This window comes from Porphyromonas sp. COT-290 OH860, assembly GCF_000768935.1.
Classification (GTDB): Bacteria; Bacteroidota; Bacteroidia; order Bacteroidales; family Porphyromonadaceae; genus Porphyromonas.
Genome location: NZ_JRAR01000001.1, coordinates 1 through 23,963 on the forward strand (window position 1 = coordinate 1; position 23,963 = coordinate 23,963).

A 23,963-nucleotide genomic window follows, 5' to 3' on the forward strand; every position below is an offset into this window, starting at 1 on the left:
AAGGGTCTGTGTCAAAATTTGATTTTGGCGCAGACCCTTTTAAGTTTAAGGTATATGAGGACACACAAAACGCCTTCTAGTATCAAGGCTTGCCGACGGACTCGCTAGACCTGCTCAGCACTTCTCAGGCCTTCTGCGATGGCCTGTTGTAGAGCTTGTGCCTTGGGGCTATCTGGGTACCTGTCGATGATCTGCTTAGCCGTTCGCACCCGACTGAGCGAATAGCCCAGTATCGTATTGCCCAAGAGTATACCCTCGGCGTAGTCCAGCTCGTAGACAGCCGGATACTGCTCAGCCAAGTGACGCTTGAGCTCCATGCCCTCTTTGTAGGCAGCGATTGCCTCGGTATATTGGCGCTGGCGGTGGTAGAGTAGGGCTAGGTTGATCAAGAGCATCGCTATGGCGGGGCGATAGGACTCGGGGCGCTGTGTCACGAGCTCTCGGTAGATTCCTATAGCCTCTTCATAGTGAGCTTGGGCGGCAGCAAGCTCATCCGTCTTCATCAGCAAGGCACCTAGGTTATTGAGCGTGATAGCGATGCTTGGCAGGTACACCAGTGGCTTCTGTAGAGCCAGCTTACGCTTGATTTGTAGCGACTGCTCGTAGTACCCCCTCGCCTGCTGTAGTTGCCCCATCTTCTTGAGTAGTATGGCCAAATTATTTAGCGTCAGAGCTATGCTCGGCAGATAGGCTTGTGGGTTCTCCTGCGAGAGGTTGCGCTTGATTTCTAGTGCTTCCTCGTAGTAGCGCTTGGCTTCTTCCAGACGGTCCTCTTTCTTGAGCTGTATGGCTACATTGTTGAGTGCACTGGCCAGATGTGGCTGATAGACATGAGGAGCCTGCCTGGCGAGCTGTCGGTACAGTCGCAGCGCCTCAGAATAGTACTGCTTGGTTCGCTTATGATCGTTGGCGTCGTTGTATAGATTGCCTAGGTTATTGAGCACCATAGCCACATTGGGCTGATACTCTCTGGGCAAGTATTTGGCTAGCTGTCTGTACATCCTAAGGGCACCGCTATAGTATCTCTGAGCTGAATCTATCTTGCCATTTTTCTGAAATATCAACCCTAGTTGGTTAAGCGTGGCAGCGATATATGGCTTGTAGACTCTCGGGTTGCGTTTGCTGAGTTTGCGGTACAGCTCTAGAGCCTCTTGGTAGTGTCCCATAGCTCTCCCCTCCTCGCCCAAGGAGTGTAGTAGATCTGCGAACTCGTAGTGGTGCATGGCGCTTGGGGCGAGCTTGAGTAGACGCTCATAGAAGGTACATGCCTCATCGAAGGCGAGCTTGACCAGTGCAGACTCGATGAATACCTTGAGCACATCAACCTCCTCCTCTCCTTGTCTGACCTTGTACTCCTCGTAGACCTCGGTAAGGCTCGCCGAGCTCTCCTCGGTGATAACCCTCTGTATGGCTTGTAGTGTCCCAGCCAGTAGCCGATTGCCTTGGCTATGCAGCAGGTCAATCTCCTTCTGCATATCCTTGGAGTAGGAGAATAGGTACTTGGTGAAGGACATAAGGAGTTTCTCCACGACGGGTGATATAGCGCCCTGATGCCCGAGTTCTCTGATCGCCTGATTGGTTGCCTCTACACCCGAGCGGAAGGGGAGAGTTTCCAGACACGAGTCTACCTTGCGTGGGTCTATACCTAGCCCCTCGGTGATGTTGAGCAGCTCGCTGATGCCCATCTGTATCTGCTCTAGCTGCTGTTGGTTCTCCTTGCGGCTGATGTAGTTGAAAGCAACTTGCTCTTGGGCAAGGTTCTGATTAAACTGATCCATGAGCTTGCCTTGCTCAGACATGGCTGCGGTGGTACTGTCGGGCGACTGGAGGTACTCGTCGAGCCTCTGGCGCAGCTTGAGCTCCTCTGGCGAATCGGCATCTAGATTGGCCAAAGTCTTGTCTATAGCTTGCCCTAACTGCTTCATGGGGCGATTGGTAAAACCTCTGTGTATCTCACAGCCCACCCAAACGATCATGCTGGAGATAATACTGAGTATGATATTGGTGCAATAGCTTTTGCACTTGGAGAGGGTTACAGTCCTTTTGAGTAAATCCGTGTACTTAGATAAGTTTCTGTGATTAAACCGCTTCTTGGTAAATGCTTTCAGGCTTCTAATACAGCGGTATTTGTGTAGACTAGGCATAAATACAACTCTAATGTAAGTGAAAGTATAAGGAAAATCAGATTGCAAATTTAAGCAAAAAAGTCAGATTTTTTGCCATTTCGCCTATTAGCCACAAGATATATAGCTGGCAGATAGGGGATAAACGGGTGTTGTTGATCTAAGTTTCTGTTAAGGTATGTAAAGGATTTATGCTCGGATTTTGGGGAATGGGGTAGTAGTTTGTAAAGGGCGCCAGAGGGGCTGGGAAAAATTGATGGGAAGATTTATTCGGATTGATGGGCTAATCTGTTGTGATGTGTCCATCAATCTGAAGAAATCAATGGGAAGAAACGCCCAGAAATGTGCCACAAAGGAGCAGAACACCTCCAGGAATGCATCTATAACCCTAGTTGATAACAAGTTAAAAGCATCTTCTGTAAGCGACGATCTCCACTTCTCTGGAGCCAAGGAGCCTAAACGCCACTGCGCTCAATCTAGAGCCTCCTAGAGCCCAAATACAAGACCTCCACTCTCGGAACCTAACCTNCTCCACTTCTCTGGAGCCAAGGAGCCTAAACGCCACTGCGCTCAATCTAGAGCCTCCTAGAGCCCAAATACAAGACCTCCACTCTCGGAACCTAACCTCCAGCAGATTGCATTCAATACACTATAAATGTAATCAGCAAATGTAAATTTTTGTTGTCCATATATTTCAGAGTAGTGGAGGTGGGTTAAGGAGAGAATTTATTACAGAAAAATGCTGATTGTGTATTTTATTCCATAATTGTTTCTATCTTTGCCTCTGTCATAGGTGATCAGTCGGTAGTCAATCGATTGGCTTAAAAGGGAACTACGGTGCAAGACCGGGACTGTCCCCCCAGCTGTAACTCCATTAGACACAATAGTTTTACATTCCGATGCCACTGCTTAGGCTTATTACAGACAAGCGGGAAGGCGTAAAACTAGGAGAAGTCAGAAGACCTGCCCATGACAAGCGATGTTTCCCACCTTGGGGTAGAGAGGTGACGAAGCGACCGAAATAAATTCAGACAAGACTAAAACTATTTTAGGCTCGTGCTCCGCTGTGCGTTGAGGGATATTGTACCTCGATGCAATATGCTGTTGTGGATACTTGTGCGTAGACTTTGAGTGCTATGCGAGATGCTGCGTCGGCAGACCTCGGGGCTCGTGCGTGCCAAACTTAACTATCGGAATTATTACTTAAACGTTTCACTGATAACCGTTAGACCGATATGATGACCAGAAAAGAGTACGAAGACAGCCTCAGGAAGATGAACCTGAATGTCTGGTTCATGGGTGAGAAAATCGACAATCCCGTAGACCACCCTATCATTCGCCCCTCTATGAACTCTGTGGGTATGACCTACGAACTGGCGCAGATGCCCGAGTATCAAGAGGTCATGACCGCAGTGTCGAACCTTACAGGCAAGCGTATCAACCGATTTTGTCACCTACACCAGAGCACCGAGGACCTCAAAAACAAGGTTAAGATGCAGCGCCTGCTAGGCCAGAAGACCGCATCGTGCTTCCAGCGCTGTGTAGGTATGGACGCCTTCAACGCCATTTACTCTACTACCTATGAGATGGACGAGGAGCTGGGCACTGAGTACCATAAGCGCTTTGTCGAGTATCTAAAGTATGTGCAGGACAATGACCTCGTGGTCGATGGAGCCATGACCGACCCCAAGGGGGATCGTGGACTCTCACCCTCGCAGCAAGAAGACCCCGATCTCTATCTACATATCGACGAGATACGTGAGGACGGGATTATCGTTTCGGGAGCGAAGGCGCATCAGACGGGTGCCGTCAATTCGCACGAACATCTCATCATGCCCACAATCGCCATGCGTGAGGAGGATGCCGACTATGCCGTGTCGTTTGCTTGCCCTAGCGACGCCGAGGGGATCCTCATGATCTACGGCCGACAGAGCTGCGACACACGCAAGAGTGAGGAGTATCACGACATCGACCCCGGTAATACTGAGTTTGGTGGCCACGAAGCACTTGTCGTTTTCGACCGAGTGTTTATTCCCAATGACCGTGTATTCATGTGCCGTGAGTATCAGTTCGCTGGCCTTATGGTAGAGCGATTCGCTGGTTACCATCGCCAGAGCTACGGAGGCTGTAAGGTCGGTGTGGGTGACGTGCTGATCGGTGCAGCTGCACTTGCTGCCGATTACAATGGCGTACCTAAGGCTACCCACATCAAGGACAAGATCATCGAGATGACGCACCTGAACGAAACCCTATACGCCTGTGGTATCGCCTGCTCGAGCGAGGGTAAGCCCATGAAAGCTGGCAACTACATGGTAGACCTGCTACTGGCTAACGTATGTAAGCAAAACATTACTCGCTTCCCTTACGAGATCGCACGCCTCGCCGAGGATATAGCAGGCGGTATCATGGTGACGATGCCTAGCGAGGCAGACCTACGCCACCCCGAGCTTGGCAAGGTAGTACGTAAGTATATGGTAGGAGCTAAGGGCAAAAACGTAGAGAACCGTATGCGCATACTACGCCTAATAGAGAATATCACACTGGGTACGGCAGCCGTGGGATACCGTACCGAGAGTATGCACGGAGCTGGCTCGCCTCAAGCACAGCGCATCATGATCGCTCGCCAGAGCGACCTAGAAGGCAAGAAGGAGCTAGCACGCAAGATCGCCAAGATAGACGTATCGCTAGATCAATAGAGATATGAATGCTTTGTCATTCAATACTGAGAACGTGAGTGAAGTGCTTAGCAAGAGGGTTCGCCCCCTCTTGCTTCAGCACGGAGGCGATCTAGAGCTCGTAGAAGTCAAGGGTAAGCTCATTCGGGTACGCTTCCTCGGTTCGTGTAGCTCTTGTCCTTCGCTCAACGACACTATGGAGCGTGTCGTCCAGAGCATCGTCCGTGAGGCTTTCGGCGACGATACCCTGCAAGTAGCCCTGCGGCAGGGCGTTAGCGAAGATTTGCTCCAGCAAGCCAAAGCAATCCTACGTCAGCGCAAACTCCAACCTTAGAACCAACCAAAACCTACGCTATGAACTGGACCGAAACCTACAAAGAGCGGCAGACAACAGCATCCGAGGCCGTTCGACACATCCGCAGTGGCGAGCGCATCGCTCTAGGGCATGCCGCAGCCGTACCACAGACGCTAGTCAAGGCACTCACGGAGCAGAAAGAAGCCTTCGAGGGTGTTGATATCTATCACATGCTTTGTCTCGGCCCGGGGGAGTATATGCTCCCAGAGATGGCCGGACACTTCCGCCATCGTACCAACTTCGTCGGAGCTAACTCTCGTACCGCAGTCGATGAGGCCCGTGCCGACTATTGCCCGATCTACTTCCACGAAGTGCCCAAGATGATGCGTGAGGGACTGCTACACATCGACGTCGCGATGATTCAGGTCTCCGAGCCCAATGCCGAGGGCTACTGTAGCTTCGGGATTTCCTGTGACTATACTAAGCCTGCCACAGAGCGTGCTCGTCTAGTCATTGCCGAGGTCAATAAGCAGATGCCTTTCGTCGGTGGCGATAACCTCATTCACGTCTCCAGACTAGACCATATCGTCCTCTGCGACTATCCACTCTACACCATTCCCAAGGCTAAGGCAGGCGAGGTGGAGCAAGCCATTGGGCGGCACTGTGCTAGCCTGATTCCCGACGGAGCGACGCTACAGCTGGGGATAGGAGCTATTCCCGATGCTGTATTGCTCTTCTTGGGCGACAAGAAAGATCTAGGCATCCACACCGAGATGTTCTCCGACGGGGTCGTGGAGCTCGTTCGCTCGGGCGTGATTACGGGTAAGAGCAAGAGCTTGCATCCGGGCAAGATGGTCTCTACCTTCCTCATGGGGAGCGAGGAACTCTATCGCTTCGTGGACAAGAACCCAGACGTTTGGCTCTACCCCGTAGACTACGTCAATAGCCCTGCAGTCATTGCCCAGAACGATCGTATGATCAGTATTAACAGCTGTATCGAAGTCGATCTGATGGGGCAGGTCGTAGCCGAGTCGATGGGAGATAAGCAGTTTAGCGGAGTGGGCGGACAGGTCGATTACGTCCGTGGAGCGTCAATGTCTCGTGGTGGCAAGAGCATCATCGCCATTCCCTCGACGGCTCGTGGGGGTAAGGCCTCGCGCATCGTGCCTCACCTAGCGACGGGTGCAGCCGTCACGACCTCGCGCAACGAAGTGGACTACATCGTCACCGAGTATGGTGTAGCGCACCTCAAGGGGCGTAGCCTGCGTGAGCGAGCCGAGGCACTAATTGCCATAGCACATCCCGACTTCAGGGCAGAGCTCCAAGAGTTTTATGATCAGAAGTTCAATAAATAGAGTAAAGTGATGCAACTATTCAAACTGAAAACTACAGTTCACGAGTTTGCCGACTTTAAGGCTTTCGCCGAAGCCTTCGCCCTCGGCGAGCGAGATCTCGTGATTACCAATGAGTTCCTCTACGAGCCTTTCATGAAGGCTTGCGGCCTGCCTTGCCACTTCGTCATGCAGGAGCACTACGGTATGGGAGAGCCTTCGGACGAAATGATGGATAAAATCCTCGGCGACCTCAAGGGCATTAGCTACGACAGAGTCATCGCGATTGGGGGTGGTACAGTCATCGATATTTCTAAGCTATTCGTCTTGGACGGACTGACCTCGGCGCTTGATGCTTTCGAACGCAAGATAGAGCTGAAGAAGGCGAAGAAACTGGTCATCGTACCTACCACTTGTGGTACTGGTAGCGAAGTAACGAATATCTCAATCGCCGAAATCAAGAGCAGACATACCAAAATGGGCTTGGCCGATGATGCAATCGTGGCTGATGATGCGGTAATAATACCCGAATTGCTTCGCGGCCTACCCTTCCGCTTCTATGCAGCCGCTTCGATCGACGCACTTATCCACGCTGTCGAGGCCTACGTGTCGCCCCGAGCCAATGCCTATTCGCACATCTTTAGCCTAGAGGCTATGCGCATCATCATAGGTGTCTTCCGCAAGATTGCGGGCAACCCTGAGGCTAGACATGAGTACGCTAGTGAGATGCTCACGGCTGCGAATATGGCAGGTATCGCCTTCGGCAATGTCGGTGTAGGGGCTGTACATGCGCTATCGTACCCTCTAGGAGGGAACTATCACGTGCCACACGGGGAGGCGAACTATCAGTTCTTCACGGCTGTGTTCAAGCTCTATCATCAGAAGAACCCCACTGGCTCGATCGTTGCCCTAGAGCAGAAGCTCGCCGAGCATCTAGAGTGCCAGCCTAACGAGGTCTACGAGGCACTCGATGCGCTACTCGGTCAGCTCATCGCACGCCGTCCGCTCCGTGAGTATGGTATGCAGGAGGAGGAATGCCGAGGCTTCGCCAAGGCTGTACTTGCCACTCAGCAACGTCTTTTGGCGAATAACTACGTTCCCTTCTCGGAGGACGAAATCGCTCAGATCTATACACAACTCTATTAGAAGCCTAAACAACCAAACCAATAACTAGCAATGGAAATCAAGGAAATGATCCGTCTAGCTCGTGAGGCTCAACGTGAGTTTCAAGCCAGACACAACCAAGAGTCGGTCGATCGTATCTGTCACGCAGCGGCCAAAGTGATCTATGACAACGCCGAGGTGCTGGCTCGTGAGTCGGTAGATGAAACTGGGATGGGCGTGTATGAAGACAAAGTAGCCAAGTGTAAGGGTAAGTCTAAGGGCGTTTGGTACAACCTCAAGGGCAAGAAGTCGGTCGGCATCATCAACATCGACGACCGTACGGGTATGATCGAGGTAGCCAAACCTATCGGCGTAGTGGGGAGTATCACCCCAACGACCAACCCAGTCGTAACGCCCATGAGCAATATCATCTTCGCTCTGAAGACCTGCAATGCTATCATCGTGGCTCCTCACCCTCGCAGTAAGCACTGTTCGGCTCACGCCGTACGCCTAATCAAGGAGGCGATCGCCCCATTCGGGGTGCCAGAGGCGATGATTCAGATCATTGAGGAGCCAAGCATCGAGAAGACTCAAGAGCTGATGAAGGCCGTCGATGTGGTTGTCGCTACGGGCGGTATGGATATGGTACGCTCGGCATACTCCTCGGGTAAGCCTTCGTTCGGGGTTGGTGCAGGCAATGTGCAGGTGATCGTAGACCGTAATATCGACTACCATGACGCAGCTAAGAAGATCATCGCAGGCAGAACTTTCGACAACGGCATCATTTGCTCGGGCGAACAGAGCGTGATCTATCACCAGGCCGATAAGGCCATCGTCTTCGATGCCTTCCGTGCTCATGGTGCGTATTTCTGCTCTGAGGAAGAGGGCGATCGTATCCGTCAGGCAATTTTCTCGGATGGGCACCTCGCCAAGGACATCGTTGGTCAGAGCGTTCAGTTCATCGCCAATAAGGCTGGTATCAGTATCCCCGAGGGCACTCGAGTGATCATGGTAGAGGCTCGTGGTGTGGGTGCCGAGGACGTCATCTGCAAGGAGAAGATGTGTCCCGTGATGTGTACACTCGCCTACGAACATTTCGAACAAGCTGTAGAGATCGCACGCACAAATCTAGCGAACGAAGGCAACGGACACACCGCAGCGATCCACTCAAACAATCAGGCGCATATCATTTTGGCAGGCTCGGAGCTAACGGTTTCGCGTATCGTAGTCAATGCTCCTAGTGCCACGACTGCTGGCGGACATATCCGCAATGGCCTAGCCGTAACCAACACCTTGGGCTGTGGCACTTGGGGGAATAACTCTATCTCAGAGAACTTCACCTACAAACACCTGCTCAATATCTCTCGCATCGCTCCACTCTCCGACAAGATCGTAGAGCCAACGGAGGAGGAAATGTGGCGCGTGTAGGGCTTGCTCTAGGGGAGTCATGCGAGAGGTAGGAGCAGAGAGCCTTAGAGCCTCTCGACTTCCCTAGACCAATAGCCTAAAAGTAGCTTTGAATTAACTATTCAACAACGATAATATATGGACTTTAGCAAGACCAAACAGGAAGAACTTTTCCTGCAAATGATCCGTGCCTTTGCTGAAAAGGAGGTAAAGCCCTTAGCTGCTGAGATCGATGCAGAGGAGCGTTTCCCCATCGAGACTGTACGTAAGATGGCTTCGCTCGGGATGATGGGGATTCCTTTCCCTACCAAGTACGGCGGAGCAGGCGCCAACAACCAGATCTACTCAATGGCGATCGAGGAACTCGCTCGGGTCTGCGCCACTACGGGCGTGGTGCTCTCAGCACACACATCGCTATGCTGCGCGCCAATCTATCAGTTCGGCACAGAGGAGCAGAAGATGAAGTATCTGCCTAAGCTCTGCTCTGGCGAATGGATTGGTGCCTTCGGATTGACCGAACCTAACGCAGGAACGGATGCTGCTGCTCAGCAGACTACGGCCGTTCCCGACGGAGATAACTACATCCTAAACGGGAATAAGATCTTCATCACCAATGCCGAATACGCCCATGTGTACATCATCTTTGCCATGACTGACAAGAGCCGTGGGACGAAGGGCATCACCGCTTTCATCGTTGAGAAGGATATGCCGGGCTTCACGGTCGGCAAGAAGGAGCTGAAGATGGGGATTCGTGGCTCGGCTACCTGCGAGCTCATCATGGAGGACTGCATTGTGCCCAAGGAGAATATGCTCGGCCTTGAGGGCGGAGGCTTCAAGGTAGCGATGCAGACGCTCGACGGCGGACGTATCGGTATCGCAGCTCAAGCTCTAGGCATTGCTCAGGGAGCACTAGACGAGACGGTCAAGTACACCAAGGAGCGCAAGCAGTTTGGCAAGTCGATCGCTCAGTTCCAGAACACACAGTTCCATCTGGCAGACCTCAAAACCGAGATCGAGGCAGCACGCCTCTTAGTACGTTCGGCTGCTTGGAAGAAAGATAATGGTGTGCCCTACTCGATGGATTCGGCTATGGCTAAGCTCTACGCCGCCGACGTCGCGGTCAAGATGACCAACAAGGCTGTCCAATTCCATGGTGGCTATGGCTACACCCGAGAGTATCCCATCGAGCGCATGATGCGCGATGCCAAGATTACGGAGATTTACGAAGGCACAAGCGAAGTGCAGCGCATCGTGATCGCTTCGCACTTACTTAAATAATGTACCGATATGAAGATAGTAGTTTGCATTAAGCAAGTCCCCGATACGACAGAGATTAAGATCGATCCCGTGAAGGGAACACTGATCCGCGACGGCGTGCCCAGCATCATGAACCCCGACGACAAGGGCGGCTTGGAGCAAGCCCTGCGCTTCAAGGATGAGTTCGGTGCGCACGTTACGGTCATCACGATGGGTCCTCCACAAGCCGAAGCCATACTGCGCGAAGCCTTCGCCATGGGTGTCGACGAAGCAATTCTCCTGAGCGACCGTAAGTTTGGCGGTTCGGATTCGCTCGCCACGTCCTACACGCTCGCCGCTGCGCTACGCAACCTAGAGTTTGACCTCCTGATCACTGGCCGACAAGCAATCGACGGAGATACCGCACAGGTAGGCCCTCAGATTGCCGAACACCTAGGTCTACCACAAGTAACCTACGTAGCAGATGCCAAGAAGATCGGTGAGCGAACCCTCGAGGTGCGCAAGGAAACGGAGACGGGCTACGAGATTCTTGAGGTTGATATGCCCTGCGTGCTGACGATCCTTGCCTCTGGCTACGAGCCTCGCTACATGAATGTGCGTGGGATTATGGAGACCTTCGACCGCCCCATCACGCTGTGGAGCAGCGAAGACATCACCGTCGATGAGCAGTTCATCGGGCTCAAAGGCTCACCCACTCGCGTCGGCAAGTCCTTCACCAAGGGTGCTAAGGCCAAGGGTGTGCTCTACGAAGATCTCACTGCCGAGGAGGCTGCGGACGTGATCCTAGAGAAACTCAAAGAAAAATTCATCATCTAATTCTTAGCTAGCTTATGAATATCCAAGATTATCAAGGCATATTGGTCTTTGCCGAGCAGCGTGAGGGCGTGATCAGCTCCGTCGCTTTCGAGCTACTCTCCAAGGCTCGTGAGCTGGCCGAGCAGAAGCCAATGACCGTAACCGCCCTCCTTATGGGCGAGGGCATTACGCCACTGGCGAGCGAACTGCACGCAGCTGGTGCAGATCACGTCATCCTTGTGGACGACCCAGCCTTAGGGCATTACCTAACGGAACCTTATACCCATGCCTTTCATCAGGTGATTATGGCCAAGAAGCCCGAGATCGTGATGCTAGGGGCTACGACAATCGGCCGAGATCTAGGCCCACGCCTCTCGGCTAGGCTGATGACGGGCTTGACTGCTGACTGCACGCAGCTCGATATGTCGCCCGATGGCCATCTGATGATGACCCGCCCTGCTTTCGGTGGTAACCTCTGTGCGACTATCCTGTGTAAGGAACATCGTCCACAGATCTCTACCGTTCGCCCCGGGGTGATGCGTCGTGCAGCAGCTGATCCTAGCCGCACTGGCACGACAGAGAGCTTCGCCGTAGCATTCTCTACAGAGGCCCCCAAGGTGCGCGTTAAGCAAGTGGTCAAGGCCGAGAAGCATCTTGTGGACATCACTGAGGCGAATATCCTCGTCTCTGGTGGTCGTGGTGTCGGCAGTCACGACGGCTTCGACAAGCTAAGAGCACTAGCGGACTGCATCAAGGCTGAGGTTTCGTCCTCTCGTGCCATGGTAGACGCTGGGCTGATTGGTCACGAACGCCAAGTAGGGCAGACGGGTAAGACAGTTCGCCCTGATGTGTACATCGCTTGTGGTATCTCGGGCGCGATCCAGCACCTAGCAGGTATGGAGGAGTCGGAGTACATCATTGCGATCAATAAGGATAAGTTCGCCCCAATCTTCGGAGTCGCTGATCTCGGCCTCGTGGGCGACCTGCACCAAATCCTCCCCGCCCTAACGAAAAAGCTCAGCCGATAACCCACGGCCGAGCTTGCGGTCTTTTGGCAATAATTAATCGTCCTTGTGGAATTATACTGAATTCTGCGAGGACGATATTTTATTTACCCTTGTAATTGTCTAACCAATTAATTACCATATTTATGTTTAAGAAAGGATCAACGGGGACACGCATTATTAATGTGAGAAATCTAACGAAAGAACAAGAGGAGCAAATCCTCACTTACTTACAAGGATTAGTTTACGCTTGGTGTAATACTCAATCTGATAGCTGGTTTTCTGCTCGTGACTTTTTGGGAGGGAAAAACTACTATTGGCAGGGTACTCCGATGATTGTCTTGTACGACTTGTTTGAGGACGAAAAGCTGGCGGGACAAGCGGCTGGAAAACTTCTGAAGAAGGCGATAAGTAGGGATAAACGAGAATTTGAAACACGTCAAGCATATCAATGTAGACAGTATCGTTGGACTGGGAACTAAATATAATACAAGTCTGCTTCCACCTCTTCTGTACACAGAAGAAGCTAAAACTAAAATGAGGAGGAAATCTAGGTTGTAGATTTCCTCCTCATTTTAGTTTTGTTGACTATCTCCATTGGTAGTAGCGGACCCAGTCGATGTGCATCTCTACGGGTTTGTCGAGGCCTCTCACTTCGCCGACCCATTGTCCGCCGAGCTGCATATCAATCAGCAGGAAGAAATCCTTGCCGAAAGGGAATTGCCCCTTATTCTCTAGCCCCTTAATTCGAGGGTAGCTAAGCGTTAGCTGTCCATTGACGAAGAAGCGTAGCTTGTCGGTGTGGATCTCCACCGCATAGACATTGTAGTCGTCGGGCTTGATAGGAGCCGTCGTCGTAGGTACTGGATCTTTGATTTTGAGATGCCATGTGTAGTTGGTGTGTAGTGTCTGATGTACAAAGCTGTCGAAGTTGAGCCGCTCCATGATGTCGATCTCTCCACCCTTGGGCCATTCGCCCTTGTGTGGCATCATCCAGATCGCAGGCCAAGCCCCTTGTGCCGCTTGTAGCTTGCAGCGCACCTCAATGCGCCCGAGGTCGAAGCGTCTTTTGCCTCGTGTGTAGACCCCTCCCGTGAGGTGCTGCGATGGGTCTTCTGGGAGCACATCATTGCGCCGCCCTCGTAGAATCATTACGCCGTCCTTGATGTCGAATAGGCTCTCGTGGTCGCTCATCGTATTGCACCAATCGGGTTTGCCTCGTGGAATTTTCGTCCAGTCGCCGGTTGCGAAAATATCCGAGCGGTCAAATTCGTCTGCCCACACCAGTTGCCACCCTTGGGGCTTGGGCACTTCGGGCTCCCTTTTGTGCTTGGACGAACAAGATGCGATGCCGAGTGATACTAGGAGTGTGGCGATGCCTAGCTTGACGCTTTGGTAGAGGTTCATAGGTCTAAGTATGATATTTGGATTGAACTATCTATCACAAAAATAATACAATTGCTGGCTCGGAGTGCCTTTGCGCCTCGTAGCGTAGACAGATCCTTGGGTAAAGCGGTCGAGATTGCCCTCTAGACCGAATATGTATGCTCCCATTAGCCTAGAAAATTGATGTCTGTTTGTCTTCTTTTTAGTTAAGTAATGTTAATGATTTTTGGAGGAATTTGATAGAATGGCCTAGTAGTTCATAAAGGTCAATGGAGTAGTTGGTGAAAATTGGAGGGCAGATTGATTCGGATTGATGGGCTAATCCGCAGAGGTGTGTCCACTAATCTTGAGAGATTGAAGGGAAGAAATGCTCAGAAATGTGGGACTGGCATGGCAAACCGCCTCTGAAATGATTTTATTAATGTGGTTATTAGGTGATTGCAAAAGGTGCGTTTTAAGCGGTTGTTTTCATTTGGCTGGGGAGAAGTGCCAAAACGAGGTCAAACTTAATCTAGAGCCCGCTAAGGGCTAAATACGCAGTCTGCTGTTTTGCTCCCCTCTAACCTTGGGAGAACCTCGTTAGGGGCTCAAATGTCTACTGGAGTGTAAATGTTTGATAAAACAATATGAGGGGTTGTTTGTAGAGCTGCCACTACTTTGTCTAGACCTCAAAATCAGACACGAGGCAGCTCATACCCCTGCCTCGTGCAGGTGAGGCTGATTGGAGGCAGATGTTATTAGGGAATAAATCCTTATCTTTGTGGCGTTTTTCGATTGACTCGAAGCATCGGCAGGGCGTGAGCTCTGTGTCGTGTGATGGGAAATTAGGAAAGCTAATTTTGAGTAACACTAATTAAAGTAAAAGACAAGAATGAAGACATTCAAGCTCGAGGGTGCGCTACGTAGCGACCTCGGTAAGAAGGCCTCTAAGGCTCTTCGTGGTAGTGAGAGTATCCCTGCGGTGCTCTATGGTGGTAAGGAAGTAACTCACTTCACTGTAACTCAGGAAGCCGTGCGTAACCTGATCTACTCTCCAGAGATTTTTGCAATAGATCTAGTGATCGATGGTAAGGAAGTTAAGGCCGTCCTCAAGGATATCCAGTTCCACCCAGTTACAGATGCTATTCTTCACCTAGACTTCCTCGAAGTTGATAATGTGAAGCCAGTAGTCATCGAAGTGCCTGTTGTCCTCACTGGTCACGCCGAGGGTGTGAAGGCAGGGGGTAAGCTCAGCCTTGAGATGCGTAAGCTAAAGGTTAAGGCTATCTACACAGAGATCCCAGAGAAGCTATTTATCGATGTAACTAACCTTGGTCTAGGTAAGACTATTCAGGTGGGTGCGCTTAGCTTCGACGGTCTTGAGCTCATGAACGCCAAGAATGCTGTAGTATGTGCTGTGAAGCTGACTCGTGCGGCTCGTGGTGCTATGGCCAAGAGTGGCAAGTAATCCCTCAGAGGTTAGCATAAACCAAGAAATAAGCTGGGCTATGTCGGAGCAAGTGCTTCGATGTAGCCCAGCTTCGTTGTGTAGGTGCTCTCTGTTGTGCAGGTGCAGGAGAGGTTGCTTATGCCAATCTGGCGAGCAATCCGAGGGGCAAGGGCTGGTTTTTTTGCTTCGCTTATTGGGGTGCTGTGAGTGCTTCGTAAGGTGTTGGAAACAAAGTTTTTGGCGCCAACTCTTGTTAGTCCAGATTTTATTCGTAAATTTGTACGCTTTTTATGCTCCGAGTTGTGTGTTTCACTGTCGCACAGAGCGGGTTATGGGAAGCAAGAGATCATAAATCCAATTTTAAATATTGTACGGGCGTTCCGTATCAATTTAATTTTTTATTCAAATGACAGATCCTATAGCGGATTATCTGACGCGCCTGCGTAACGCAGTGAAGGCTGGCCACAGAGTGGTTGAGATCCCAGCGTCTAATCTAAAGAAAGAGATCACTAAGATCCTTTTCGACAAGGGCTACATTCTGAACTACAAGTTCATCGAAGAAGGCCCACAGGGTAGCATCAAGGTGGCACTCAAGTACGACCGTACTGGCCGCGTGAATGCATTGAAGGCTCTCAAGCGTGTGTCACGTCCGGGTCTTCGTAAGTATGTTGGGTATCGTGATATGCCACGAGTGCTCAATGGTTTGGGTATCGCTATTCTCTCTACTAGCCGTGGAGTGATGACCGACAAGGAGGCTCGTGTGCTCAAGGTTGGTGGCGAAGTACTATGTTACATCTATTAATAGTAGGAGGTACAAGCAATGTCAAGAATTGGTAAGTTGCCTATCAGCATCCCTGCTGGCGTTACTGTGTCTCAGAATGAAGGTGTAGTAACAGTAAAGGGACCAAAGGGTGAGCTCAAGCAGAGCGTAGACCCACGCATCGTAGTAAAGATCGAGGGAGATACAGTAGTGGTAGAGCGTCAGAGCGAGGAGCGTCAGGATCGCTCTATGCATGGTCTGTACCGCGCCCTCATCAATAATATGGTTACTGGTGTATCTCAGGGCTTCACGAAGACTCTTGAGCTAGTAGGTGTGGGTTACCGTGCCTCCAATCAGGGTCAGATCCTCGAGCTATCACTCGGTTTCACGCACAACGTATATCTACAGCTCCCTGCTGAGATCAAGGTAGAAACGAAGAGTGAGCGTAACAAGAACCCTCTTATCATCCTAGAGAGCGCAGACAAGCAGCTTCTCGGTCAGGTTTGCACGAAGATCCGTTCTTTCCGTATGCCTGAGCCATATAAGGGTAAGGGTATCAAGTTCGAGGGTGAGGTTATCCGTCGTAAGTCTGGTAAGTCAGCTGGTAAGTAAGCTCAAAAACTCAAGTAATCATGGTTAAGAAAGAAAATAGAAGACTAAAGATTAAGGCCCGTATCCGCGGTAAGATCAGTGGGACGGCAGAGCGTCCACGCCTAACAGTTTTCCGTAGCAATAAGCAGATCTATGCACAGGTGATCGATGATATCTCTGGTCGCACGCTTGCTAGCGCATCTTCACTCAAGCTGGATGTCGCAGAGAAGACAAAGAAGGAGGTCGCTGCTCTAGTTGGGGCAGAGGTAGCTAAGGCTGCTCTGGCTGCTAACATAGAGTCTGTAGTGTTTGACCGTAACGGATACCTCTACCACGGTCGTGTAAAAGAACTGGCTGAAGCCGCTCGTGCCGCAGGTCTTAAATTTTAATCTCAAATGGCAAGAATGGAAAATCGCGTTAAGTCGACTAACGACTTAGAACTAAAAGATAGATTGGTTGCCATCAACCGTGTAACCAAGGTAACCAAGGGTGGACGTACGTTCACATTCTCGGCTATCGTAGTAGTAGGTAACGAAGATGGTATCGTAGGTTGGGGGCTCGGTAAGGCAGGCGAAGTAACTGCTGCTATTGCCAAGGGCGTAGAGGCTGCCAAGAAGAACCTAGTGCGTGTGCCTGTACACAAGGGTACTATCCCTCACGAGCAGAGTGCTGCCTTCGGTGGAGCTCGTGTGTTCCTCAAGCCAGCTAGTGCGGGTACTGGGGTTAAGGCCGGTGGTGCTATGCGTGCCGTGCTCGAGAGTGTAGGTGTGCATGACGTGCTTGCCAAGAGTAAGGGTTCGTCTAACCCACACAACCTAGTGAAGGCTACGATCGAGGCTCTAAGCGAAATGCGTGATCCTCTGACGGTGGCTCGTCATCGTGGAGTGTCGGTAGAGAAGGTGTTCAAGGGTTAGTAATTAAATTAGGAAAGGAGATCAAACAATGGCAAAGATTAAGATCCAACAGGTTCGCAGCCGCATCAAGTGTCCTAAGGTACAGAAGCTAACGCTAGATGCACTAGGCCTCAAGAAAATGAATCAGGTTGTAGAGCACGAAGCTACTCCTCAGATTCTGGGAATGGTAAGTGCTGTCAAGCACCTCGTTCGCATCGTAGAATAATAAACGCTAAAGAGCTTACAAGATATGAATCTATCAAGTTTGAAGCCTGCAGAAGGCTCTATCAAGACGCGTAAAAGAATTGGCCGTGGACCCGGTAGCGGTCTAGGTGGCACTTCTACCCGTGGTCACAAGGGTGCTAAGAGTCGCTCAGGTTATTCAAAGAAGGTTGGTTTCGAGGGTGGTCAAATGCCTATTCAGCGTCGTCTGCCTAAGTTCGGTTTCAAGAACATCAACCGTGTAGAGTACTCACCAATCAACCTATCTACCCTTCAGGCTCTGGCCGAGAGCAAGGGTCTACAGACGATCTGCAAAGAGGAGCTAGCCAAGGCTGGTCTTATCTCTGGCAAGGAGCTCGTCAAGATCTTGGGTAATGGTGAGCTCAAGGCAAAGCTAGAAGTTAAGGCAGATGCTTTCTCCAAGAGCGCCGAGGCTGCTATCATCGCAGCAGGTGGCTCTGTTGTAAAACTCTAGGCTTATGCGGTTCATCGAGACATTAAAAAACATCTGGGCGGTCGAGGAGCTACGTCAGCGTATCCTCGCCACAGTGTTTTTTGTGATCATATATCGTTTGGGTTCATTTATTGTGATCCCCGGTATAGACCCAGCTCAGCTTAGCTCGTTGAAGGAACAGACTTCGACGGGTCTGCTGGCTCTGATGGACATGTTCTCTGGAGGTGCATTCTCCAACGCCTCGATCTTCGCCATGGGTATCATGCCCTATATCTCGGCGTCGATCGTGATGCAACTTGCTGCCATCGTGGTGCCTTCTATGCAGAAGCTCCAGCGCGAGGGAGAGAGTGGTCGTCGTAAGATTGATCAGTGGACACGCTATCTAACCGTGCTGTTGCTTATGGTACAGGGACCTATGTTCCTGATGAACCTAGACGCTCAGCTACGTGAGGTAGGTAGTGCTGTGCCCGAGGGCTGGTGGTTTACTATATCATCGGTACTCATCATGGCTGCAGGTAGTATGTTTGTGCTTTGGCTCGGTGAGCGTATCACGGATAAGGGGCTTGGCAATGGTGTGTCGATCATCATCATGATCGGTATCATTGCTCGTCTGCCACACGCTTTCTTCGGCGAGTTTATGGCTCGTCTAGGTGCAGCTGCTGGTGGTATGGTTATGTTCCTCTTTGAGATCGTTTTCCTATTGCTCGTGATCGCAGGTGCTATCATGCTTGTACAGGGTGCACGCCGTGTGCCAGTGCAGTATGCCAAGCGCATCGTGGGCAACAAGCAGTATGGTGGCGCACGTCAGTATATCCCTCTCAAGGTGAATGCTGCCAATGTGATGCCTATCATCTTTGCACAGGCTATTATGTTTATCCCTGTGTCTGTCCTCACCTTCATGGGAGTAGGGGAGAATAGTGCGTTTGTTCGCTCGATGTCGGATATGACAGGTGTTTGGTACAACGTAGTCTTCGGGCTACTGATCCTCGTATTTACCTATTTCTATACGGCTATCACGATCAACCCTGCACAGATTGCTGACGACCTAAAGCGCAATGGGGGCTTCATTCCCGGCATTAAGCCCGGTAAGCCTACGAAGGAATATCTAGATGCTATTATGGACCGCATCACATTACCCGGTGCGATCTTCTTGGCTGTCGTAGCTATTCTTCCTGCCTTTGCTCAACTTTTGGGCATCAAACAAGATTTTGCTCAGTTCTTCGGCGGCACTTCGCTGCTCATTCTCGTGGGTGTAGTGCTGGATACCCTCCAGCAGATCGAGAGTCATCTCTTGATGCGTCACTACGATGGGCTACTCAAGAGTGGTCGCATTAAGGGAAGAACAGGTTCGGTAGCGGCTTACTAAAGTATGATTTACTTAAAGACAGACGAAGAAATAGAGCTGATGCGTCGGGCTAACCTACTGGTGGGGCGTACCCTCGCCGAGGTAGCTAAGCTTATCGCCCCCGGTGTAACGACCAAAGATCTAGACAAACGTGCCGAGGAGTTTATTCGTGATAACGGAGCGACTCCTGCCTTTCTTGGCTATCACGGCTTCCCCGGTAGCCTCTGTACCTCGGTTAATGATCATGTGGTACACGGCATTCCCTCCGACAAGGTGGTGCTCCAAGAGGGCGACATCGTTTCGGTGGACTGTGGAACTAAGCTAGACGGATACACGGGTGACTCCGCCTACACCTTCGCAGTGGGTGAGATCTCCGACGAAGTGCGAGCATTGCTCCGCACGACCAAGGAATCACTCTATGTAGGGATCGAACAGGCGGTAGCTGGCAAGCGTGTGGGAGATATTGGCCATGCCGTACAGCAGTACTGCGAGGCCAGAGGTTACCACGTAGTGCGTGAGCTGGTGGGGCATGGCATCGGCCAGAGTATGCACGAGGCTCCCGAGGTGCCCAACTATGGGCGTCGCGGGACAGGACCAGAGCTCCGCTCGGGTATGTGCATCTGCATCGAGCCAATGATCAACATTGGCAGCAAGAATGTGACTTTCGAGCGTGACGGATGGACGGTTCGCACCAAGACCCGTAAGCCATCGGCGCACTTCGAGCACTGTGTCGCCATTCGAGAAGGAAAGGCTGATATACTCTCTTCGTTCGAGTTTATAAGTGAAGTATTAGGAGATCGAGAATTTTAGAAATTATGTCGAAACAAGCTGCAATCGAACAGGATGGAGTCATCCTAGAAGCTTTGTCCAACGCCATGTTTAAGGTGGAGCTAGAGAACGGACATATCATCACAGCCCATATCTCGGGTAAGATGCGTATGCACTACATCAAGATCCTCCCCGGCGATAAGGTAAAAGTAGAGATGTCTCCGTATGACCTAAGCAAGGGCAGAATATCCTTTAGATACAAATAAGTTATATATAGAAGATATGAAAGTAAGAGCATCTTTGAAGAAGCGTACCCCAGACTGCAAGATCGTACGTCGCAAGGGACGCCTGTACGTGATCAACAAGAAAAACCCTAAGTTCAAACAGCGTCAGGGTTAGTAAATCGTCATTACACAAACTAATAAATAAGTATGGCTATAAGAATTGTCGGCGTTGACCTGCCGCAAAACAAACGAGGAGAAATTGCCTTGACCTACATCTTCGGCCTCGGTCGTAGTAGCGCAGCCAAGATTCTTGATGCTGCTGGTGTAGATCGCAACATCAAGGTAAAAGACTGGACTGATGATCAAGCTGCTGCTATCCGTGAGGCTATCGCTGCTGGATATAAGGTAGAGGGTGATCTTCGCAGTGAGATCTCTCTAAACATCAAGCGTCTTATGGACATCGGTTGCTACCGTGGTGTCCGCCACCGTATCGGCTTGCCACTACGTGGTCAGAGCACTAAGAATAACGCTCGCACACGCAAGGGTAAGAAGAAGACAGTTGCAAACAAGAAGAAAGCTACTAAATAATAAAGGTTGATATGGCAAAGAAAACAGTCGCAAAGAAGAAGGTAGTACGCGTAGATGCGGTGGGCCAGGCTCACATCCACTCTTCTTTTAATAACATCATCATATCCCTTGCCAACAGCGATGGTCAAGTGATCAGCTGGTCTAGCGCAGGTAAGATGGGTTTCCGTAGCTCGAAGAAGAACACGCCTTATGCAGCTCAGATGGCTGCTCAGGATTGTGCCAAGGTTGCTTACGACCTAGGTCTTCGCAAGGTTAAGGTTTACGTTAAGGGTCCCGGTAATGGCCGTGAGTCTGCTATCCGTACGATTCACGGAGCAGGTATCGAGGTTCTTGAGATCATCGACGTGACGCCAATGCCTCACAACGGTTGTCGCCCTCCAAAGAGAAGAAAAGTGTAATACACGCTTAGTCGCAAGAAGTAAGTATTATATAATTCAACGATGCCGATGAGATAGATTGAGCTCAAGGTCAAAAGACGGAGGATACATCAGGCTGGAGATTTGGTGAATAGATTGGCTATACTTTCATATTTCTATCCTCTCCTCATAACCGGTCGCGGCTGCACCGCTCTGGCTCTCTCCGCACAAATACTGAGCTCGTCCTCTCTCTCGAGGCGCTAAACAAGAAAGAATAAAATGGCAAGATATACAGGCCCAAAATCAAAAATCGCACGTAAGCTGGGCGCGCCCATCTTCGGTGCTGACAAGGTGCTGACGAAGAAGAACTATCCTCCCGGACAGCACGGAAACAACCGCCGTCGTAAGACGAGCGAATATGGCATTCAGCTCAAGGAGAAGCAAAAGGCTAAGTACACTTACGGTGTACTTGAGAAGCAGTTCCGCAACCTCTTCGACAAGGCTCAGCGCACTAAGGGCGTAACAGGTGAGATCCTACTACAGCTCCTTGAGAGCCGTCTAGACAATGTAGTGTTCCGCCTTGGTATCGCTCGCACTCGTGCAGCTGCTCGTCAGCTTGTTTCACACTGCCACATCGTAGTAGATGGTCAGGTTGTGAACATCCCTTCGTACACCCTCAAACCCGGTCAGGTAGTAGGTGTGCGTGAGCGCAGCAAGAGCTTGGAGGTGATCGAGAACTCTCTTACAGGCTTCAACCACAGCAAGTATCCTTGGCTCGAATGGGACAACAGAAGCAAGAGCGGTAAGTTCCTTCACACTCCCGAGCGTGCTGATATTCCAGAAGAAATCAAGGAGCAGTTGATCGTAGAATTGTATTCTAAGTAATCATAATCCTATATAGTTCACATGGCAATATTAGCATTTCAGAAGCCCGAAAACGTAATCATGATGGAGGCGACCGGCTCATTCGCTAAGTTTGAGTTCCGCCCTCTCGAGCCGGGCTATGGTATTACGATCGGTAATGCCCTGCGTCGTATACTCCTTTCCTCACTCGAAGGCTACGCCATCTCGTCCATTCGGATCGAGGGCGTAAATCATGAATTTGCTACTATTCCGGGTGTCTTGGAGGATGTTACTAATATCATTCTTAACCTAAAGCAAGTTCGCTTCAAACCCCTAGTTAAGGACGCTACAGAGGAAACGATCTCTCTAGTGATCTCTGGCAAGGATAAGTTTGAGGCTGGCGATATGAACGCTAAGCTCTCTTCGTTTGAGGTGCTGAACCCCGAGCTTGTGATCTGCCAGATCGATCCAGAGTATTCGCTCTCTATCGAGCTGACGATCAATAAGGGTCGTGGCTACGTGCCAGCAGACGAGAAGCATATGCAGGTAGATGAGCTCCAGAGCATCGCTATTGACTCTATCTACACTCCTATCCGCAACGTTAAGTACTTCACCGAAAACTATCGTGTGGAGCAGAAGACTGACTACGAGAAGCTAATCCTAGAGATTACTACCGATGGTAGCATTCATCCACAGGACGCTCTCAAGGAGTCTGCCCGCATCCTGATAGAACACTTCTGCCTATTCTCAGATGAGAAGATCGAGGTAGAGGAGGTTGTTTTCGAGCCAAGTGAAGAGTTCGACTCAGATGCACTACACATGCGTCAGCTCCTCAAGAGCACTCTCGATGAGCTAGACCTATCTGTACGTGCCAAGAACTGTCTGCAGGCTGCTAACGTACTTACCCTTGGCGAACTTGTAGGGTATCAGAGAAATGATCTGATGAAGTTCCGCAATTTCGGTAAGAAGTCCCTCACAGAGCTTGATGAGCTCCTAGAGCGTCTTCACCTGACTTTCGGAATGGATGTTAGTAAGTATAAACTAGATAAAGACTAAGTAAACAGATGAGACATAATAAGAAATTCAATCACTTGGGTCGTAAGAAGGCTCACCGTGAAGCGCTCCTCTCCAACATGGCTACATCGCTGATCCTGCACAAGCGCATCTTCACGACGCTAGCTAAGGCTAAGGCCCTACGTGTTTATGTAGAGCCTATGCTTACTCGTGCCAAGGAGGACAGCACACACGCTCGCCGTGTTGTATTCGCTGAGCTACAGAATAAGTATGCTATCCAAGAGCTTTTCGGTCCAGTAGCTGCTAAGATCGCTGACCGTCCCGGTGGATACACTCGTATCCTCAAGACTGGCAACCGTCTTGGTGACAACGCTGCGATGTGCTTCATCGAGCTTGTAGACTTCAACGAGAACATGCTCAAGAGCGAAGAGAAGAAGGCTGCTAAGACACGTCGCTCACGTCGTGGTTCTGGCAAGGCTAAGGAAGAGGCAGTAGAAGCAACTTCTGCCGAATAACTCTCCGACCTATATAAAGAAATCGGGAGCATCGCCCTAGTGGTGATGCTCCCGATTTCTTTTTGTTCTAGCCTAGGTTCTTGTATCTGTTACTGCATGGCTCTTGTACTGAAGGGGCTGTGGCAAAATTTGTTTTTGCTGTAGCCCCTTCTAAGAGCGAGTCGACCCTGTCTGTCTCTAGGCTATATCTACCATGAGTATCGCTCAGAGTATGCAGACCTCGATTGGTCCGCACTGTAGCTCCCGGTAGCACCTCCCCAGTTTCTCGATCTATGATGCGCCCCTTGAGTTGTTTATTTTGGGCACACAGCTCTCCGCTAGACCACGCTAGGGCAGAGGCAAAAAGCCCCGTCAAAATCAGGTAGTTCTTTTTCATCTTCATATTAAGCTGAATACATATTTACGCTGCAAATATCCTGCTAAAACCTTTGTGCGACAATCCCTATAAGTAGTGAAAGAAACAATTCCCAAGGCAATAGCCATACCTAAAACCAATTAGGCTTCTGTCCGATACTATTATGAGGAGAGTGCTTAGTTTCTAGTTGTGCTACTTTTGGGTTAAGGAGTGTTAATGGGTTGGTCAA

Annotated in this window: 28 protein-coding genes and 1 riboswitch; of the genes, 25 read left to right on the top strand and 3 right to left on the bottom strand. The window is 50.6% G+C overall.

Going from position 1 to position 23,963, the window contains the following annotated elements; translation table 11 throughout:
* Positions 1-104: 104 nt before the first annotated feature.
* Positions 105-1,925, bottom strand: a complete 1,821-nt coding sequence (locus HQ41_RS00005; RefSeq protein WP_235316865.1) for a tetratricopeptide repeat protein — start codon at positions 1,923-1,925, stop codon at positions 105-107.
* A 983-nt stretch (positions 1,926-2,908) separates the two neighbouring features.
* Positions 2,909-3,109: riboswitch (cobalamin riboswitch) on the top strand.
* 249 nt (positions 3,110-3,358) lie between these two features.
* Here HQ41_RS00005 and HQ41_RS00010 point away from each other — a divergent pair.
* The 9 genes from HQ41_RS00010 to HQ41_RS00050 all read left to right on the top strand — a co-directional run bounded on the left by HQ41_RS00010 (position 3,359) and on the right by HQ41_RS00050 (position 12,473).
* The gene (locus HQ41_RS00010) at positions 3,359-4,819 is read left to right on the top strand and encodes a 4-hydroxyphenylacetate 3-hydroxylase family protein (protein ID WP_044186226.1); all 1,461 of its coding nucleotides are present in this window, start codon (positions 3,359-3,361) and stop codon (positions 4,817-4,819) included.
* A 4-nt stretch (positions 4,820-4,823) separates the two neighbouring features.
* Positions 4,824-5,132 carry a NifU family protein gene (locus tag HQ41_RS00015; RefSeq protein ID WP_044186228.1) on the top strand — a complete coding sequence of 103 codons (309 nt, stop codon included), beginning with the start codon at positions 4,824-4,826 and terminating at the stop codon, positions 5,130-5,132.
* Between the two features lie 20 nt (positions 5,133-5,152).
* On the top strand, positions 5,153-6,448 hold the full coding sequence (locus HQ41_RS00020; protein WP_044186230.1) for an acetyl-CoA hydrolase/transferase family protein: 1,296 nt from the start codon (positions 5,153-5,155) through the stop codon (positions 6,446-6,448).
* A 9-nt stretch (positions 6,449-6,457) separates the two neighbouring features.
* A complete protein-coding gene (locus HQ41_RS00025) occupies positions 6,458-7,570 on the top strand; it encodes a 4-hydroxybutyrate dehydrogenase (RefSeq protein WP_044186233.1) in 1,113 nt (370 codons plus the stop codon).
* 30 nt (positions 7,571-7,600) lie between these two features.
* A complete protein-coding gene (locus HQ41_RS00030; protein WP_044186236.1) occupies positions 7,601-8,956 on the top strand; it encodes an aldehyde dehydrogenase family protein in 1,356 nt (451 codons plus the stop codon).
* Positions 8,957-9,073: 117 nt separating this feature from the next.
* Positions 9,074-10,213: an acyl-CoA dehydrogenase gene (locus HQ41_RS00035; protein ID WP_044186240.1), complete on the top strand. Its 1,140-nt coding sequence runs from the start codon at positions 9,074-9,076 to the stop codon at positions 10,211-10,213.
* A gap of 9 nt (positions 10,214-10,222) precedes the next feature.
* On the top strand, positions 10,223-11,008 hold the full coding sequence (locus HQ41_RS00040; protein ID WP_044186243.1) for an electron transfer flavoprotein subunit beta/FixA family protein: 786 nt from the start codon (positions 10,223-10,225) through the stop codon (positions 11,006-11,008).
* A gap of 14 nt (positions 11,009-11,022) precedes the next feature.
* Positions 11,023-12,015 (top strand): electron transfer flavoprotein subunit alpha/FixB family protein, encoded by a 993-nt coding sequence (locus HQ41_RS00045; protein WP_044186244.1) that lies wholly within the window; start codon positions 11,023-11,025, stop codon positions 12,013-12,015.
* A 122-nt stretch (positions 12,016-12,137) separates the two neighbouring features.
* On the top strand, positions 12,138-12,473 hold the full coding sequence (locus HQ41_RS00050; protein WP_052405184.1) for a hypothetical protein: 336 nt from the start codon (positions 12,138-12,140) through the stop codon (positions 12,471-12,473).
* A gap of 106 nt (positions 12,474-12,579) precedes the next feature.
* Here HQ41_RS00050 and HQ41_RS00055 read toward each other — a convergent pair whose 3' ends face one another.
* Entirely contained in the window at positions 12,580-13,398 is an 819-nt protein-coding gene (locus tag HQ41_RS00055) for a glycoside hydrolase family 16 protein (RefSeq protein ID WP_044186247.1), read from the bottom strand.
* Between the two features lie 850 nt (positions 13,399-14,248).
* On the opposite strand from HQ41_RS00055, the gene HQ41_RS00060 reads away from it, so the two are divergent.
* The 16 genes from HQ41_RS00060 (at position 14,249) to rplQ (ending at position 23,379) form a co-directional block, all read left to right on the top strand.
* Positions 14,249-14,824: a 50S ribosomal protein L25/general stress protein Ctc gene (locus HQ41_RS00060; protein WP_044186249.1), complete on the top strand. Its 576-nt coding sequence runs from the start codon at positions 14,249-14,251 to the stop codon at positions 14,822-14,824.
* Between the two features lie 388 nt (positions 14,825-15,212).
* On the top strand, positions 15,213-15,608 hold the full coding sequence (rpsH, locus tag HQ41_RS00065) for a 30S ribosomal protein S8 (RefSeq protein WP_044186251.1): 396 nt from the start codon (positions 15,213-15,215) through the stop codon (positions 15,606-15,608).
* An 18-nt stretch (positions 15,609-15,626) separates the two neighbouring features.
* Positions 15,627-16,178 (top strand): 50S ribosomal protein L6, encoded by a 552-nt coding sequence (rplF, locus tag HQ41_RS00070; protein ID WP_044186254.1) that lies wholly within the window; start codon positions 15,627-15,629, stop codon positions 16,176-16,178.
* Between the two features lie 20 nt (positions 16,179-16,198).
* Positions 16,199-16,546 (top strand): 50S ribosomal protein L18, encoded by a 348-nt coding sequence (gene rplR / locus HQ41_RS00075; protein WP_044186255.1) that lies wholly within the window; start codon positions 16,199-16,201, stop codon positions 16,544-16,546.
* 6 nt (positions 16,547-16,552) lie between these two features.
* On the top strand, positions 16,553-17,071 hold the full coding sequence (gene rpsE, locus HQ41_RS00080; protein ID WP_044186257.1) for a 30S ribosomal protein S5: 519 nt from the start codon (positions 16,553-16,555) through the stop codon (positions 17,069-17,071).
* Positions 17,072-17,099: 28 nt separating this feature from the next.
* The gene (rpmD, locus tag HQ41_RS00085; protein WP_044186260.1) at positions 17,100-17,276 is read left to right on the top strand and encodes a 50S ribosomal protein L30; all 177 of its coding nucleotides are present in this window, start codon (positions 17,100-17,102) and stop codon (positions 17,274-17,276) included.
* Positions 17,277-17,300: 24 nt separating this feature from the next.
* A complete protein-coding gene (gene rplO / locus HQ41_RS00090; protein WP_044186262.1) occupies positions 17,301-17,747 on the top strand; it encodes a 50S ribosomal protein L15 in 447 nt (148 codons plus the stop codon).
* A 4-nt stretch (positions 17,748-17,751) separates the two neighbouring features.
* Entirely contained in the window at positions 17,752-19,092 is a 1,341-nt protein-coding gene (gene secY, locus HQ41_RS00095) for a preprotein translocase subunit SecY (protein ID WP_044186264.1), read from the top strand.
* Between the two features lie 3 nt (positions 19,093-19,095).
* Positions 19,096-19,881, top strand: coding sequence for a type I methionyl aminopeptidase (map, locus tag HQ41_RS00100; RefSeq protein ID WP_044186266.1), 786 nt, complete (start codon positions 19,096-19,098; stop codon positions 19,879-19,881).
* Positions 19,882-19,886: 5 nt separating this feature from the next.
* Entirely contained in the window at positions 19,887-20,105 is a 219-nt protein-coding gene (infA, locus tag HQ41_RS00105; RefSeq protein ID WP_044186268.1) for a translation initiation factor IF-1, read from the top strand.
* A 16-nt stretch (positions 20,106-20,121) separates the two neighbouring features.
* Entirely contained in the window at positions 20,122-20,238 is a 117-nt protein-coding gene (ykgO, locus tag HQ41_RS00110; protein ID WP_044186271.1) for a type B 50S ribosomal protein L36, read from the top strand.
* Between the two features lie 32 nt (positions 20,239-20,270).
* On the top strand, positions 20,271-20,651 hold the full coding sequence (rpsM, locus tag HQ41_RS00115; protein ID WP_044186274.1) for a 30S ribosomal protein S13: 381 nt from the start codon (positions 20,271-20,273) through the stop codon (positions 20,649-20,651).
* A gap of 11 nt (positions 20,652-20,662) precedes the next feature.
* Positions 20,663-21,049, top strand: coding sequence for a 30S ribosomal protein S11 (gene rpsK, locus HQ41_RS00120; protein ID WP_044186277.1), 387 nt, complete (start codon positions 20,663-20,665; stop codon positions 21,047-21,049).
* Between the two features lie 237 nt (positions 21,050-21,286).
* Positions 21,287-21,892, top strand: coding sequence for a 30S ribosomal protein S4 (rpsD, locus tag HQ41_RS00125; protein ID WP_044186279.1), 606 nt, complete (start codon positions 21,287-21,289; stop codon positions 21,890-21,892).
* A 21-nt stretch (positions 21,893-21,913) separates the two neighbouring features.
* Positions 21,914-22,906 carry a DNA-directed RNA polymerase subunit alpha gene (locus tag HQ41_RS00130; protein WP_044186281.1) on the top strand — a complete coding sequence of 331 codons (993 nt, stop codon included), beginning with the start codon at positions 21,914-21,916 and terminating at the stop codon, positions 22,904-22,906.
* Positions 22,907-22,914: 8 nt separating this feature from the next.
* Positions 22,915-23,379, top strand: coding sequence for a 50S ribosomal protein L17 (gene rplQ / locus HQ41_RS00135; RefSeq protein ID WP_044186283.1), 465 nt, complete (start codon positions 22,915-22,917; stop codon positions 23,377-23,379).
* 67 nt (positions 23,380-23,446) lie between these two features.
* On the opposite strand, the gene HQ41_RS00140 is transcribed toward rplQ, so the two are convergent.
* Positions 23,447-23,755, bottom strand: coding sequence for a hypothetical protein (locus HQ41_RS00140; RefSeq protein WP_152567280.1), 309 nt, complete (start codon positions 23,753-23,755; stop codon positions 23,447-23,449).
* Between the last annotated feature and the right edge of the window lie 208 nt (positions 23,756-23,963).